This window comes from Candidatus Pseudothioglobus sp. Uisw_041 (assembly GCF_048087625.1).
In the GTDB taxonomy this organism is placed as follows: domain Bacteria; phylum Pseudomonadota; class Gammaproteobacteria; order PS1; family Pseudothioglobaceae; genus Pseudothioglobus.
The window spans coordinates 902,116-916,767 of the sequence record NZ_CP159805.1 but is presented as its reverse complement, the minus strand read 5'-3'; the positions used below and the strand labels follow the sequence as shown (position 1 = coordinate 916,767).

Genomic DNA, 14,652 nt, shown 5'->3' with positions numbered 1-14,652 from the left:
TAGTGTATTTTTCAAAAAGCGTATTATAACAAGGTGTTGGATGACATACTTAAATTACTACTTAGCACTAAACCTAATTAGTTTCAATAATACTCATACCAATTGAGTTCGCTAACTCTACAAAGTTTGGGAATGACGTCTTTACGTTGTCAACCCCGTCAATATTTATTTCAAAATTAGACCTAACAGATGCAACAGCAAATGACATGGAGATGCGGTGATCATGATGAGATTTGATTGGTGCTAATTGCTCTTTAAATTCGCCGCCAACAATTTTAATGCCATCATCAAGAACTTCATTCTCAATACCTAATGATGAAAGCCCATCAGCCATTACTTGAATGCGATCAGATTCTTTAACTCTTAACTCTTTGGCGCCCGTTAAGATAGTCTCTCCTTCGGCGCAGCTTGCTGCAATAAATATAGCTGGGAACTCATCAATTGCCAAAGGGACTAAGCGTTCTGGGATTTTAATTCCTTTAAGTTTTGATGAACAAATTCTTATGTCTGCAATTAGTTCACCAGCCTCCAATCTCTCATTGATAAGCTCAATATTAGCGCCCATTAACCGAAGAATATCAATCACTCCTGTTCTGGTTGGATTGACATTCACAGCCAATAAAGTAATATCCGCCTCTTTTGCAATACTAGCTGCTACCATAAAAAAAGCAGAGGACGATATGTCACTAGGAACTTCAATAATGCAAGCCTTTAGGCTCCCTCCCCCAAGTATAGAGACTTCACCAGGTGATGTATTAACCTTGTAACCAAAGCCTCTAAGCATTCTTTCAGTATGGTCTCTGGATATACCATTTTCAATAACATGAGTTTCACCGTCTGCATAAAGGCCTGCTAATAGTAGGCATGATTTAATCTGTGCTGAGGCAACGGGTAGTGTGTAGTTTAGAGAGGATAATTTTTTACCACCTTTAATTGTCAGAGGGGGCTTTGAATCAGGACCAGAAATGTCTGCACCCATTCTAGATAGTGGCTCGATAACTCTAGCCATTGGCCTCATAGAGAGCGATTCATCACCGCAAAGCTCAGAATCAAAGTTTTGAGCGCTCAGAAGGCCAGACATTAAGCGAATAGACGTTCCAGAATTTCCTAAATTCAATGGTTTTGTAGGCTCTTTTAGTCCGTGCATTCCAACACCATTAATAATTACATTTGACCCTTGTCTATCAATTTGGACGCCCATTTCCTTAAAGGAGTTTAAAGTTGCCAGGCTGTCTTCTCCCTGAAGAAATCCCGACACCTTAGTTATTCCAGTTGCAATCGATCCAAGCATTATAGATCTGTGAGATATTGATTTATCACCAGGAACTTTAATAGAACCCTTTAGTGGCCTACATTTTGAGGTTACAAAGCTTGCCATCGGTTAAATTACCCTACCCATGAATCACGGGTTTTTTTAGCGCTAGTAAACAACAAATCTAATTCATCACTATTTTCATTTTCAATCGCATCAACAAGGGAGTTCAATGTTTTTTGGTAGCCTTTGATATGGCTAATAATTTGATCTTTGTTTTGAATGCAGATGTCTCTCCACATAACAGCATCACCTGAGGCTATCCTAGAAAAGTCTTTAAAGCCACCTGCAGCGTATATTGATGCGCTAGGATTTTTACTAATTAGATAATTAACAAGAGAGAAAGCAAGCATATGGGGCAAGTGTGAGGTCATTCCAAGTAGTTCATCATGAGATTCAGGACTCATAAAATCAACATCTGCACCAGTACACTCCCACATCTTCTGGATGAGATTTATTGAATCTGGGCTGCTAGTCTCAAGAGGTGTAATAATAACTTTCCTATTATTAAATAAAGTGGCTTCACTTGCTTCAAAACCACTTTTTTCCTTACCTGCAATTGGGTGTGCTGGAATAAAGTAATTTGAATAATCCCCTAACGTCTGGCTCACTATAGAGGCAATATTAGTTTTAGTACTGCCGACATCAGAAATTACTATTTTACTAGTTAGAAAAGGTTTTATTTCACTTAGAATCTCTTTAAAAGAGCCTACAGGAGTAGCGATAATTACAATATCTGAATCATTTATCGCGTCTTCTAAGTTGGTTGAAAATTGATCAATAACGTTTGCTTTTTGAGCTGCTTCTAAGCGATTTAAGTCTCTCCCAAAGCCGAAGACTACTTTTGCTAAATTGTTCTCTTTTATTGCTTTCGCTAAAGAGCCTCCAATTAAGCCCACTCCAATTATTGTAATTTTATTAATCATAAAACTTTTTTTAATGCACTAAGCAGGTGATCGTTTTCATTTGAGGTTCCAATTGAAATTCTTAAATACCCTTTCATCTCTACTGGGCGGACAATAACGCCTTCTTTAAGAAGGTCATTGTAGATATTCATGGCATTATTAAATTCAACAGCAATAAAGTTAGCATGAGATGGAATGTAGTTGAGTTTTAAAGCATCAAATCCACTCGTTAGCTGCTCATAACCATTAGTATTTATTTCTACTGAGTCATTTAAATGCTTATCATCTGAAAGCGCTGCAATGGCAGCAACTTGAGCAGTATAGTTAACATTAAACGGCTCTCTTACGCGATTTATGAAATCTGCAATTAAAGGGCTACATACAGAGTAACCAACCCTAAGTCCAGCTAGGCCATAAGCCTTAGAAAAGGAGCGCGTAATGATTAAGTTATCAAATTCCTTAAGCCAGTCAATTGCAAGATCATCAACATTTAAGTACTCAAAATATGCCTGATCTAATACCACTGGGACATTATTAGGGACCTTTTGTAAGAAGGCATAAAGCTGATCATCACTTAAAAGGGTCCCCGTAGGGTTATTTGGATTTGCAACGAAAATAAGTTTTGTATTTTCACTTATTAAACTTAACATTGAATTTAAGTCATGGCCATAATTCTTAGCTGGAGAAACTTTTGCAGTAGCTCCCAAGGCCTGAGTGACCAGAGGGTAAACAACAAAAGCATACTGAGAGAAAATCACCTCATCAGTTTTTTTGGATACAAATACTCTTGCAATGAGCTCTAATAGCTCATTTGAACCATTACCTAGTGAAATCATGTCTGGCATTACTGAAAGCTTCTCAGCGATAGCTTTTTTTAGCTCAAAGCAGTTACCATCAGGATAGCGATTAATGCTTGATAAAGAGTTAAAAACTGCTTCTTTTACTGCTCTACTAACGCCTAATGGGTTTTCATTAGAAGCAAGCTTTGTAATATTTTTAAGTCCTAATTCTCGAGCAAGCTCATCTATAGGTTTTCCACCTTGGTATGGACTCAATCCAAGGATTGACTCACAGGCATTCATAAAACTGCTACAGGATAAGAGCCTAAAATATCTAATTTAGAGACGCGTGATTTGACCTCTTGAATAGCTTTTTGAACATTTTTTTTGCTCTGATGCCCTTCTATGTCAATGAAGAACAAATATTCCCACTTTACTCCAGGTATCGGATGCCTTGCAAGTTGAAGCATATTGATGTTATTGGCTTTGAATGGCTCCAGTAAATCAAATAAAGCTCCTGACTCATGCTTGGTAACAACTAGGAGTGAAGTTTTATCGTTAACGCCAGCTGGAACTTCATCTTTACCAATAACAATAAAGCGAGTAACGTTACCAGCATTGTCCTCTATATTTTTAGCAACTCTTTCAAGTCCATAGATATTAAGAGCAACCTTAGATGCAATTGCCGCCGCATTTGGCTCATCCTTTACCATTCTTGCGCCTAATGCATTTGAGGCAACAGGCCTTAACTCAGTATGAGGATAGTGATTAGAGAGCCATCGATGACATTGATCAAGTGCTTGTTGATGCGCGTAAATAATTTTAATTTCTTGAGACTGGTCTTGCATCATTAGGTGATGGGCAACTGCAATTTCTACTTCACCACAAATATTTAAATCATGACTATAAAGCATATCAAGAGACGTACCAATAACTCCATTTGAGGAGTTTTCAATTGGCACAACTCCATACTGCGCATTATCTGTCTCAACTTGATGAAAAATCTCATCAACCGTACCGCAGTCCAGCGGAGAAACTCCATGGCCAAAATGTTTTAAAGCAGCCTCCTGTGTAAAGGTTCCCTCAGGACCTAAAAATGCAATCTTTAGGGGTTGCTCAAGCGCCAAGCAGGCTGACATAATTTCTCTAAAAATAAGGGCAATATCCTTATCTTTAAGAAGGCTTTTGTTTCTTTGGATTACCTTGCTTAATACCTCTGCTTCCCGCTCAGGTCTATAAAAAGCTGTTTGCGCATTCGACTCCTGCTTGACAAGTGCAACCTTAGCAGCTAAGTCCGCGCGCTGAGATATTAGAAGCTGAATTTTTTGATCCAGATCATCGATATCATTTCTTAAATTTTCAAGTGAATCGCTTTTCATAATACAAGTTAAAAGATATTCTTTAGGGGGTATTTTACCTAAGACTATTAGGACTTCAAAGTATTGTTTTTATTAAGTAATAAGATAGTAAATAGATAGGACAAAAAAAGTTATTGCAGTTTTATAAAAAATCGATATAATTCACAAAATAATTTGCAATATGGAAGTTGGTTTAAATCCAACACTGCCCTCGCAACGGTAATTCTGATAAAGATAAGTCCGATACATAGCAAGTTTAGTTTTACTAAAAGCTACGATGGGTGGTGAGTTAATGTATTGCATGTCTTGTAATTCTTTTCTCTAAATCCCTCTTTTTATTTATAAATAAGGGGTCATTATGTTTACTAAAAATCTAATTTTTGCTGCATCTTTGTCAGCAATTCTATTCTCTAATGCAGCAAATGCTGTTATTGGTCCAATTAAAATCTCTCTTAATACTGAATATAGAACTTCAAGCCCAGTTATTGGATCTATTGCAACGACAATTAAGCTGGATAAAGCAGCAATTAAAAGTACTGGTGCTAAAACTTTTACTGAGCTTCTTCAGTATATTCCCTCGATCTCCTATGAGGGTGGACAGGGATCTATTAATGCAGTTCGTTTAAGAGGAAATGAAGCAAAACATACTTTACTTTTACTAGATGGCATGAAAGTGACGATTTCTGGTGGTCAAGCTAACCTTGATGTTATTCCTGTTGACCAGATAGAGCGCATCGAAATAAGTAAGGGACCTTTCTCATCACTATATGGTCCTGGCGCAATTGGCGGTGTAATTCATGTATTTACTGATAAGGATGCAGATTCAATTACCAGTAATAAAATTGATATTTCATACGGCTCCAAAGGCACTAGTAAGATTAATCTAAATTCTTATTTCAAGAACGAAAAGAGTTATTTAGATATTGCACTTACAGACTTTCATACGGATGGTGTTGATGCTACGGGAGATGGAGATTTAGATCCAATTGATAGGAAAACATTAGGCTTAAATCTTGGAACTGAGCTTACTGATTCAACTGATATAAGTGTAAATATTCTAAGGACAAAAGCAGAAATCTTTTATGATAATCCTGGCTATGCTGTGAAGCCAGACAATAATCTGAGTCAAGTTGGTTTGGGTATAACTCAAAAAGTTAGTGAAAGATTTAAGATTAATTTAGACATTATGAATCAGAGGACTCAAAGGCAAGGTAATAAGTATAGATTAAACACCATGTCAATTATCAATGAGCTTGACTTTGATAATAGCAAGCTATCTATTGGGCTTATGAATTCAGTAGACAAGGACGTAGGAAATACTAGGCAAATTAAACATACTGATATTTTTTCTCAGTGGCAGGGTTTGATAATTGATAATGAAATCTCAATTGGCGCAAGAATTGTGGATCATGATAAGTTTAAAACCCACACTACTTATAATTTAAATTGGGGGAGAGATTTAAGCTCGACTTTGAGAGTTAATGGCTCTTACGGAACTGCATCTAACTTACCTAACCACTATTACCAAAATTTAAATATTGTTGCTGGAAGAACAGCCCTAAAGCGTGAGCTTTCAAAAAATCTAGAGCTTGGATTAACCGGTGACTATGAATGGGGTAATGTTGAGTTAAAGGTTTATAAAAGCAAACTTACTGATGCCCATAGTTATGTCAATGTAGCCACACCTTACTACATAAACAGTGGGACTGTTAATATACGAGGAGTTGAGTTGTCACTTGGAACTGATTTATTAGGTTGGGATCTTGATACAAGTATTGATTACAATAAAGCTATAGCAGCTTCAACTGGTTTGCAAAAAGGTAGGAGACCTAATCGCTCGATTTCATTAAACCTTTCTAAGACTTCTGGAAAATGGAAGAGAAACATTAATTGGATAGCTAAGTCTCGTGCATGGGATAACGATGCTAACAATATTGGTTGGGGCCAGAATTCTGCAGAACTCGGTGGTTACGGATTACTTAATTTGAGTACTAGCTACAGTTTTACAGATGACTTAACTGTTTACCTTAATAGAAATAACGCCTTAGATAAGAACTATGAAATGGCAAAAGGTTATAAGACTCTTGGTAAAACATCAACTCTAGGCTTAACTTACAATTTTTAAGATTCTAGTTGTCCAGTATATAATTCCATATACTGGACAACTATTATATTGCCGCATTAGGTAAAAAACTAATTATGGAAAATTCATACAAGAAGCGTATGCAGCGTAAGAAAGAGCATATTGATTCCAGAATTGAAGAGGCTAATATAGATAAAGGGATTGTGGTGCTTCTTACTGGGAACGGTAAAGGCAAGTCATCTTCTGCTATGGGTATGATTTGTAGAGCACTTGGTTATGAAATGAAGGTAGCTCTCGTGCGTTTTTTAAAGGGTGAACAGCAGACAGGCGAAGATCTTTTTTTGGATAGTAACCCCAATGTTGTATCCGCTCATATGGAAAGTGGTTTCACTTGGAATACGCAAGACCAAGAGCTTGATAAAAAGCTAGCAAATGAAACATGGTTAGAAGCTGAAAAGTTTCTAGCTGATCCAGAAATTAATCTTGTGGTTCTTGATGAAATTACTTATATGATTAATTACAACTATCTCGATGAAAAGTCAATCCTTAAGGCTCTTAGTAATAGGCCAGAGGGTCAGCACGTTGTTATTACTGGAAGAGCAGCCACTGAGGGCATTATTGAGGCCTCAGACACTGTAAGTGAAGTCAAAGATGTAAAGCACGCTTTTAGAGCTAATATTAGAGCTCAAAAAGGTATAGACCTATAAGGGATTAGCTGTTTTCAAGTAAATACTGAATTGCCTGGTATAGATACCCAACAGTTACAACCTTCATTCCTTTTATCGGTTTTTTAGGGGCATTGTCTTTTGGAATGATTGCAACCTCAAAGCCCTGCTTTTGAGCTTCTGATAGCCTTTCCATAGAGTTGTAGACCGGGCGTACCTCGCCAGTAAGGCCAACCTCTCCAAAAGCAATCCATTTACTCGGAATCACCTTATCTCTTAAACTTGAAACGATTGCAAGCATTACAACTAAATCCGACGCAGTTTCACTTACTTTAATCCCGCCTACGACATTTATAAAAACATCTTGATCAAATGTTGCAATTCCAGAGTGCTTGTGAAGAATTGCTAGTTGTAGTGACAGTCTATTTTGATCAAGACCTACGCTGACTCTTTTTGGAGTTCCATTAGCTTGGTCCACGAGCGCTTGTATCTCAACCAATAAAGGTCTTGTAGCCTCTCTTGTGACCATAACCATTGAGCCAGATGAGGGGTTTTCTTGATTTGAAAGAAATATTGAAGATGGGTTGCTGACTTGTTGTAGTCCTTTCTCACCCATTGCAAAGACGCTAATTTCATTAACAGCACCAAAGCGATTTTTTACCGCTCTAATTATTCTATAGCGGCCGCCAGCATCCCCCTCAAAATATAAAACAGCGTCAACCATGTGCTCTAAGATTCTTGGACCTGCAAGCGCACCACCCTTTGTAACATGACCAATCATCAAAAGTATTGTATTAGTTTGTTTGGCGTATTGGGTAAGCTGGGCTGCACAATCACGAACTTGTGTTACAGAGCCTGGCGCAGAATTTGAAAGATCAGTAACCATGGTCTGGATTGAGTCAATAACAATAACTTTAGGTCTGGTATCTTTTGAAATCTTTATTATTTTCTCTAGATGGGTTTCACCTATAAAGAGTATATCTTCCTTAATTCCTAGTCTAATAGCCCTATCACTCACCTGCTCAGCTGACTCTTCACCGCTGACATAAAGGGTTGTATTTGAGGCATTAATCGCAGCTATTGCCTGCAAAATCAAAGTTGATTTGCCAATACCAGGATCACCACCAATAAGAACTACAGAACCATCTACCAAGCCACCACCAAGCGTGCGATCAAGTTCACTGAGGCCTGTTGAGAGCCGATGATTATTTTGAGATTTAATTTCAGATAGGTTTTGTACCTTAGATGCCGGAAGATCTTTAAGGCTTTCAGGTTTAGAAGAAGTTGCCTGTGATATTACCACTTCTTCAAGTGTATTCCATTCTTTACAATCTAGACATTGACCTGCCCATTGATGATGTGATGAGCCACATTCTCTGCAAACAAACTCAATTTTAGTTTTTGCCATCCTAGAATTATTTATTCATTAATTTATCAATTTCACTTTTAAAAGCTTCAATGTCTTGGAATTGACGATAAACCGAAGCAAATCTTATATATGCAACTTCATCAAGAGCCCTCAGTTCTTCCATTACCCACTCTCCAAGCATTGATGAAGGAACCTCTCTGTCATTTTGAGCCATCAGTTTTCGCTGAATTTTTTGAATTGCAGTTTCAATTTTTGAAATTTCAACGGGCCGTTTTTCGAGAGCTTTTAGCAGTCCAGAACGAAGCTTATCTTCGCTAAATGATTGCCTTGATTCATCACTTTTAATGAGTCTTGGTAAATTTAAATCAACTGTTTCACGAGTAGAGTGTCTTTCCCCACACGCGATGCATTCCCTTCTTCGGCGGACTTGAGAGCCATCATCAAGTAATCTAGTATCTAGGACCTTGGTGTCATCAGATTGACAAAAAGGACATCTCATAGCGGTTACTTATAAACTGGAAATCTAGAACAAAGCTCTCCAACCTTTGCTCTTACTTCATCAATAACAGATTGATTTTCTAAATCATCACAAATGTCACAAATCCAGTTGGTAATGTCTTTGCACTCAGATTCACCAAAACCTCTTGTTGTTCCTGCAGGAGTTCCAACACGTATTCCACTGGTAACAAAAGGTGACTGCGGATCATTTGGAACGGAGTTCATATTTACTGTAATGTGGGCCTCACCTAGAGCATTATTAACTGCTTTTCCTGTTAGTCCTTGCTCAATAAAACTTACTAAGAAAACATGATTATCAGTGCCGCCTGAAACAACGTCATAGCCTCTTTCAAGGAAAACGCTTGCCATGGCTCTAGCATTAATAACGACTTGTTTTTGATACGCTTTAAAGTCATCACTCATAGCCTCTTTAAAGGCAATCGCTTTAGCTGCAATGATATGCATTAAAGGCCCACCCTGTATTCCTGGGAATATAGCAGAGTTAAGTTTTTTTTCAATTTCTGGATTTGCTTTAGCAACAATTAAGCCGCCACGTGGACCTCTTAATGTTTTATGAGTCGTTGTAGTGCATACATCAGCAAATTCAATTGGAGAAGGATAGTCACCCGTTGCTACTAAACCTGCAACATGAGCCATATCAACAAGAAGATAAGCTCCTACCATGTCAGCGATTTCTCTAAAGCGAGCCCAATCAACAATCCTTGAATATGCTGAAAAGCCAGCAATTACCATCTTTGGTTTATGCTCTAACGCTAAACGCTCAACTTGGTCGTAATCAATCTCACCAGTAGACTCATCTAGGCCATATTGAATAGCATTAAAATTTTTACCTGAAAAAGAAGGCGCAGCGCCATGCGTTAAGTGACCACCATGAGCCAGACTCATTCCTAATATAGTATCACCAGGAACCAAAAGCGCTTGAAAGACAGCAGCATTTGCAGTTGAGCCAGAATGTGGCTGCACATTTGCATAGGCAGCTCCAAATAATTCTTTTGCTCTACTTATAGCTAAGGTTTCTGCAACATCGACGTGCTCACAGCCGCCATAATATCGCTTACCAGGATAACCCTCAGCATATTTATTGGTCATTTGACAGCCTTGTGCAAACATGACATTCGGCGAAGTATAGTTTTCAGATGCGATTAATTCAATGTGCGCTTCCTGTCTTGCGTTTTCAGCATTTATTGCATTTGCAATCTCAGGATCAACATCATTTAATGTTAGGTTTTTATCAAACATAATAGCTCCATAAAAGGAATCTTAAAACGTTAATTTTAACCACTTTATTTAGTAATATCCAAACTAAATTATTCTTTTTTTTAAAAGATTATAGTATGTTTTTATTACAGTTTTATTATTTGAAATTAAGTTCAATTCTTGAGTAAATCATTGATATTTCTCAGTGGTAAAATTACCTTTTATATTTATTTTTTTAAACAATGAATGTGCTAGTTTTAGGTGCCGGAATTATTGGCACAACTTCAGCTTATTTCCTTGCAAAACAGGGACATAATGTTACTGTTGTCGACAGGCAAAAGAGTGTGGCTATGGAAACAAGTCATGCTAATGCAGGTCAACTATCGTATGCATTTTCATCACCTTGGGCAACACCAAGCTTACCACTGAGTTTGATTAAGTGGACTCTTGGCGGAACATCACCATTGGTTGTTAATCCAAACGTTAGTCTTGAAACGATTAAGTTTATGTATCGGACGTATAAAAATTGCAATTCTGATAGCTATGAAATTAATAAAAGCCGTATGCTTAGAATTGCAAACTATTCTCAAAAAACTTTAATCGATTTAGAGAGTGAATTTGATATTAATTATGAGCACAGAAAACAAGGATCACTTCAGTTATTTTGGAGTCCTAAGGATCTTGAAAAAGCAAAACAAGATATGGCAATCCTAAAGAAATTTAATATTAAATATGAAGTGCTTGACTCTCAAGGCTGCGTAGAGGCTGAGCCCGGACTTCAATATATTAGAAATAAACTTTATGGTGGCCTTCGATTCATCAATGATTACACAGGAAACTGTTATTTATTTACCAGTGAATTGTATAAAAAATGTCTAGAGATGGGCGTTAAATTTGAGTTTGATACTCATATTGAATCTATTCATATTAATAATAATAAAGTTTCTGCAGTTAAAACAAATCACGGTGAATTAACGGCAGATAGTTATTCAGTTTCGCTTGGCAGTCACTCATCCGAAATTCTCTCCAGTGTGGGCATTGATATTCCTGTTTATCCAGTTAAAGGTTACTCCATTACCCTTCCAGTATTAAATGATCTAGATGCCCCTCAGTCAACGATAATGGATGATAAGAATAAAGTTGGTATTACCAGACTGGGAAATACTATAAGAGTTGCTGGAATTGCGCATTTGACAGACCATAATTCAAGTCTCAGAGAAAAGTCACTTCATTCTTTAAAAAAAGGCCTCAATAATCTTTTTCCTCATGCGGCAAAAGAAACTAATGACATTAACTTTTGGACAGGCTTTAGGCCTAGCACTCCTGACTCAACTCCTATAATTGGTGCAACGCCTTACTCAAACTTATATTTAAATACTGGTCATGGAACTCTAGGATGGACAATGTCTCTTGGCTCTGGCAAACTATTAGCAAGCATAGTTTCGGGCAATGAGCCTGAAATATCATTAGAAGGAATTGATATGAGTCGCTACAAGTACTCGAATAAGACGAATTTAAATTATGGCTAGAAAGTGCACTGCAGTAATAAATCTTAGCGCAATTAAACAAAACTATCTTTACGCTAAATCCTTATCTGCTAACTCCTATGCAATTGCAGTTGTTAAGGCTAACGCCTATGGTCATGGCGCTGTCAAGGTTGCAAAATATCTAGAAGATTGTGCTGATTTTTTTGGCGTTGCGTGCATTGAAGAGGCTATTGAATTAAGGGCTTCTGGATTAAGCAAAACCCCAGTCTTGCTGATGGAAGGTATTTTTGAGTTGTCAGAGCTTACCTTAGCAATTAAAAATAACTTAACAATAACAGTATGCACCCCACTTCAACTTGAGTGGGTTCTTAATGCTACGATAAATAAAAAGATTGATGTTTTTATTAAGCACGACTCTGGAATGGGAAGGCTTGGCTTTCAAGATGCTCAATTTAAGGAGGCTATTAGATCTTTAGAAGAAAGTAATAACATTAATAAGATAACCCTAATGACACATTTTTCTAGTGCTGACAATCTAGAGAGTAAGTCGACTTCAGAGCAAGTTATTGATTTTGAAAATGCTAGTGGTAATCATAATTATTCATTATCTTTAGCTAACTCGGCTGCTATTTTGGCCTGGGAATCAACTCATAAAGATTACACTCGCCCAGGTATTATGCTTTATGGCTCCTCTCCATTTAAAGATACATTACATCAAAAAAAGTTAGCTCCTGTAATGACTCTGTCTTCTTCATTGATCTCAATAAAAAGCTTTAAAGCAGGCCAATCAATTGGCTATGGCGAGCGCTTTATTTGCAAGAAAGATACACTAATAGGCGTTGTGGCTATTGGGTATGCAGATGGCTATCCCCGAAGCGCTAAAGACGGAACCCCTGTGTTCATTAATGGCTTGAGATGCTCGGTAGCAGGAAGAGTTTCGATGGACATGATGACCATTGATTTAAGTAAGGCTTTAAATCCTCAAGTTGGAGAACGAGTTGAGCTCTTTGGTGAAAATATTCCTATAGATGAGCTTGCAGAATGCTGCAATACCATTTCTTATGAAATATTTAGTAAAATTACCAATAGAGTTTATAAAACTTACGTCCAATAATTTTTCAATACTAATATAATGCATTTAATTCATTATCGTATTTCTTAAAAAACCATGCTTTCACTTAACCAAATCAACGCATTTAATAAAGATGGATATGTAGTTGTAGAAGATTTTATTAATCAAGAGCAAAGAGAGCTTTTAATGAAGCGCGCTGAAAAACTTATTGATGATTTTCAGCCACCCTCTTCACATTCAGTTTTTACAACTGATGAACAGGAAAGAACGAGTGATGAATATTTTTTAAGTTCTGGAGATCAAATTCGATTTTTTTTTGAAGAAAAGGCAATCGATGACAATGGAAACTTTACCGTTCCCAAACAAAAATCTATTAATAAGATAGGCCATGCGCAGCATGAATTAGACCCTGTCTATAAAAAAGTAATCAATGAGCTTAATTTGCCAGAAATTGGCCTACAGCTTGGAATCAAAAAACCTAGAAAGCTACAATCCATGCACATCTTTAAGCAGCCTAGTATTGGTGGTGAGGTTGGACTTCACCAAGATTCAACATTTTTATACACAAGCCCAATGAGCTGTATCGGTTTTTGGGTAGCCCTTGAGGATGCAAATAAAGAAAATGGCTGTTTACAAGCAATTACTGGAGGACATTCAATTCCACTTAAAAAACGCTTTAAATTGTCTTCTGGTGGAGGTACTGAGTTTGAAATTTTAGATGATAGTCCATTTCCTGATAACGAATTAGACATGCTTGAGGTTAAGGCTGGTACTCTAATTATCTTGCATGGTCAGCTTCCTCATTATAGTGCTGCAAATACATCAGAGCGATCTCGACAAGCGTTTAGCCTGCATTTAGTGGATCAAGATTGCCACTATGCAAAAGATAACTGGCTACAGTCTGAATTTTAAATTTAACGTCTAGTATAAAACTTATGAATGAGAGAAAAACAATTGATGTTCACAATGTTGAATTTATGCCATTTGATCGTTACGGCTCTCCCGTTCCAAAAATGAGTTGGCATATCATCAGTTATGATCAAGTATCAGGGCAAGGAAGCTATGTCTTAAAAATGGACCCAGGCGCACAAACTGTCCCGCATACGCATATGGGCTTTGAGGAGTTCTTCATAGTGGAAGGTGAGCTAATTGACTCAGACGGAACAGTCTTTAATAAAGGTGAATTTGTTTCTTTTAAGCCTGGTAGTCAGCACTCTTCTTATTCTGAAAAAGGCGCCTTAATTATTGTTTTTCAAAGAGGTTTAAATATACCTTTGAAGGAGAAGTAAATGCCAGTTGAAATTAGGAAAACGCTATTACACGTTGAAAAAACTCTTATTGAAGGTAACAAAAAAGCAGACAAACCGCTTACTTTAATAGCAGCGATTGCTGTTATAAAAAATCCTTGGGTTGACCTGCAAAATGCCGGTAAATTTACAGAAGATCTCAAGCCAGGAATACTAGATGTTGCGCCAGAGCTTGGTGAAATATTAACCGCCATGATTATTAAGGAAGCTGGCTCAGGAGATAAAGTAGAGGGATATGGCAAATCAGCCATAGTAGGACTTAAGGGTGAAATTGAGCATGCTTCTGCCATTATCCATACACTTCGATTTGGCAATTACTATCGTAAAGCTGTTGGAGCTCAATCTTACTTGTCATTTTGCAATACAAGGGGCGGTGCAAATGCGCCAATCATGATTCCTTTAATGGATAAAAATGATGCCGGACGGCGCTCTCATTACTTGACAATTCAGCTCGCTATACCTGACGCTCCGGCAGATGATGAGTTGGTCATAGCGCTAGGCGCTTCAATCGGCGGTAGACCGCATCATAGAATAGGTGACCGCTATCAAGATTTGAAAGACTTAGGTCATGACGTAGACAACCCTGCAAACGTATAGCC

The 14,652-nt window shown here is 37.4% G+C and carries 14 protein-coding genes and 1 riboswitch; of the genes, 7 read left to right on the top strand and 7 right to left on the bottom strand.

Annotated features, from left to right (window positions below; all coding sequences use genetic code 11):
- Positions 1 to 73 precede the first annotated feature (73 nt).
- Genes aroA through pheA form a run of 4 tightly spaced genes read right to left on the bottom strand, consistent with a single transcriptional unit; the run spans position 74 to position 4,375 of the window.
- Entirely contained in the window at positions 74 to 1,378 is a 1,305-nt protein-coding gene (gene aroA, locus ABXT44_RS04630; RefSeq protein WP_416686110.1) for a 3-phosphoshikimate 1-carboxyvinyltransferase, read from the bottom strand.
- An 8-nt stretch (positions 1,379 to 1,386) separates the two neighbouring features.
- Positions 1,387 to 2,238 carry a prephenate dehydrogenase gene (locus tag ABXT44_RS04625; protein ID WP_416686109.1) on the bottom strand — a complete coding sequence of 284 codons (852 nt, stop codon included), beginning with the start codon at positions 2,236 to 2,238 and terminating at the stop codon, positions 1,387 to 1,389.
- Entirely contained in the window at positions 2,235 to 3,299 is a 1,065-nt protein-coding gene (gene hisC / locus ABXT44_RS04620) for a histidinol-phosphate transaminase (RefSeq protein ID WP_416686108.1), read from the bottom strand. The genes ABXT44_RS04625 and hisC overlap by 4 nt, the downstream gene beginning before the upstream one ends.
- Complete coding sequence (gene pheA / locus ABXT44_RS04615; RefSeq protein WP_416686107.1) at positions 3,296 to 4,375, bottom strand: prephenate dehydratase; 1,080 nt, start codon at positions 4,373 to 4,375, stop codon at positions 3,296 to 3,298. The genes hisC and pheA overlap by 4 nt, the downstream gene beginning before the upstream one ends.
- A 115-nt stretch (positions 4,376 to 4,490) precedes the next feature.
- Positions 4,491 to 4,624: riboswitch (cobalamin riboswitch) on the top strand.
- A gap of 88 nt (positions 4,625 to 4,712) precedes the next feature.
- Here pheA and ABXT44_RS04610 point away from each other — a divergent pair.
- Positions 4,713 to 6,479 (top strand): TonB-dependent receptor domain-containing protein, encoded by a 1,767-nt coding sequence (locus tag ABXT44_RS04610; protein WP_416686106.1) that lies wholly within the window; start codon positions 4,713 to 4,715, stop codon positions 6,477 to 6,479.
- Between the two features lie 71 nt (positions 6,480 to 6,550).
- On the top strand, positions 6,551 to 7,144 hold the full coding sequence (cobO, locus tag ABXT44_RS04605) for a cob(I)yrinic acid a,c-diamide adenosyltransferase (protein WP_416688427.1): 594 nt from the start codon (positions 6,551 to 6,553) through the stop codon (positions 7,142 to 7,144).
- A 4-nt stretch (positions 7,145 to 7,148) separates the two neighbouring features.
- On the opposite strand, the gene radA is transcribed toward cobO, so the two are convergent.
- The 3 genes from radA to glyA are packed head-to-tail and all read right to left on the bottom strand — an operon-like array spanning position 7,149 to position 10,229.
- Positions 7,149 to 8,510, bottom strand: a complete 1,362-nt coding sequence (radA, locus tag ABXT44_RS04600) for a DNA repair protein RadA (protein ID WP_416686105.1) — start codon at positions 8,508 to 8,510, stop codon at positions 7,149 to 7,151.
- Positions 8,511 to 8,517: 7 nt separating this feature from the next.
- Positions 8,518 to 8,970 (bottom strand): transcriptional regulator NrdR, encoded by a 453-nt coding sequence (gene nrdR, locus ABXT44_RS04595; protein ID WP_271558716.1) that lies wholly within the window; start codon positions 8,968 to 8,970, stop codon positions 8,518 to 8,520.
- Positions 8,971 to 8,975: 5 nt separating this feature from the next.
- A complete protein-coding gene (gene glyA / locus ABXT44_RS04590; protein ID WP_416686104.1) occupies positions 8,976 to 10,229 on the bottom strand; it encodes a serine hydroxymethyltransferase in 1,254 nt (417 codons plus the stop codon).
- A gap of 200 nt (positions 10,230 to 10,429) precedes the next feature.
- Here glyA and ABXT44_RS04585 point away from each other — a divergent pair, with 200 nt between their 5' ends.
- Genes ABXT44_RS04585 through ABXT44_RS04565 form a run of 5 tightly spaced genes read left to right on the top strand, consistent with a single transcriptional unit; the run spans position 10,430 to position 14,650 of the window.
- Complete coding sequence (locus ABXT44_RS04585; protein ID WP_416686103.1) at positions 10,430 to 11,716, top strand: D-amino acid dehydrogenase; 1,287 nt, start codon at positions 10,430 to 10,432, stop codon at positions 11,714 to 11,716.
- A complete protein-coding gene (alr, locus tag ABXT44_RS04580; protein WP_416686102.1) occupies positions 11,709 to 12,788 on the top strand; it encodes an alanine racemase in 1,080 nt (359 codons plus the stop codon). Before ABXT44_RS04585 ends, alr begins: the two co-directional genes overlap by 8 nt.
- Before the next feature lie 54 nt (positions 12,789 to 12,842).
- Positions 12,843 to 13,658, top strand: coding sequence for a phytanoyl-CoA dioxygenase family protein (locus ABXT44_RS04575; protein ID WP_271537788.1), 816 nt, complete (start codon positions 12,843 to 12,845; stop codon positions 13,656 to 13,658).
- 23 nt (positions 13,659 to 13,681) lie between these two features.
- Positions 13,682 to 14,035: a cupin domain-containing protein gene (locus ABXT44_RS04570; RefSeq protein WP_416686101.1), complete on the top strand. Its 354-nt coding sequence runs from the start codon at positions 13,682 to 13,684 to the stop codon at positions 14,033 to 14,035.
- Positions 14,036 to 14,650 (top strand): amino acid synthesis family protein, encoded by a 615-nt coding sequence (locus ABXT44_RS04565; RefSeq protein WP_416686100.1) that lies wholly within the window; start codon positions 14,036 to 14,038, stop codon positions 14,648 to 14,650. It abuts the gene before it with no gap.
- Positions 14,651 to 14,652 lie beyond the last annotated feature (2 nt).

Coding starts and splice junctions, on each gene's coding strand:
- aroA (WP_416686110.1), bottom strand. CDS start 1,378: ATGGCAAGCTTTGTAACCTCAAAATGTAGGCCACTAAAGGGTTCTATT.
- ABXT44_RS04625 (WP_416686109.1), bottom strand. CDS start 2,238: ATGATTAATAAAATTACAATAATTGGAGTGGGCTTAATTGGAGGCTCT.
- hisC (WP_416686108.1), bottom strand. CDS start 3,299: ATGAATGCCTGTGAGTCAATCCTTGGATTGAGTCCATACCAAGGTGGA.
- pheA (WP_416686107.1), bottom strand. CDS start 4,375: ATGAAAAGCGATTCACTTGAAAATTTAAGAAATGATATCGATGATCTG.
- ABXT44_RS04610 (WP_416686106.1), top strand. CDS start 4,713: ATGTTTACTAAAAATCTAATTTTTGCTGCATCTTTGTCAGCAATTCTA.
- radA (WP_416686105.1), bottom strand. CDS start 8,510: ATGGCAAAAACTAAAATTGAGTTTGTTTGCAGAGAATGTGGCTCATCA.
- nrdR (WP_271558716.1), bottom strand. CDS start 8,970: ATGAGATGTCCTTTTTGTCAATCTGATGACACCAAGGTCCTAGATACT.
- glyA (WP_416686104.1), bottom strand. CDS start 10,229: ATGTTTGATAAAAACCTAACATTAAATGATGTTGATCCTGAGATTGCA.
- ABXT44_RS04585 (WP_416686103.1), top strand. CDS start 10,430: ATGAATGTGCTAGTTTTAGGTGCCGGAATTATTGGCACAACTTCAGCT.
- alr (WP_416686102.1), top strand. CDS start 11,709: ATGGCTAGAAAGTGCACTGCAGTAATAAATCTTAGCGCAATTAAACAA.
- ABXT44_RS04575 (WP_271537788.1), top strand. CDS start 12,843: ATGCTTTCACTTAACCAAATCAACGCATTTAATAAAGATGGATATGTA.
- ABXT44_RS04570 (WP_416686101.1), top strand. CDS start 13,682: ATGAATGAGAGAAAAACAATTGATGTTCACAATGTTGAATTTATGCCA.
- ABXT44_RS04565 (WP_416686100.1), top strand. CDS start 14,036: ATGCCAGTTGAAATTAGGAAAACGCTATTACACGTTGAAAAAACTCTT.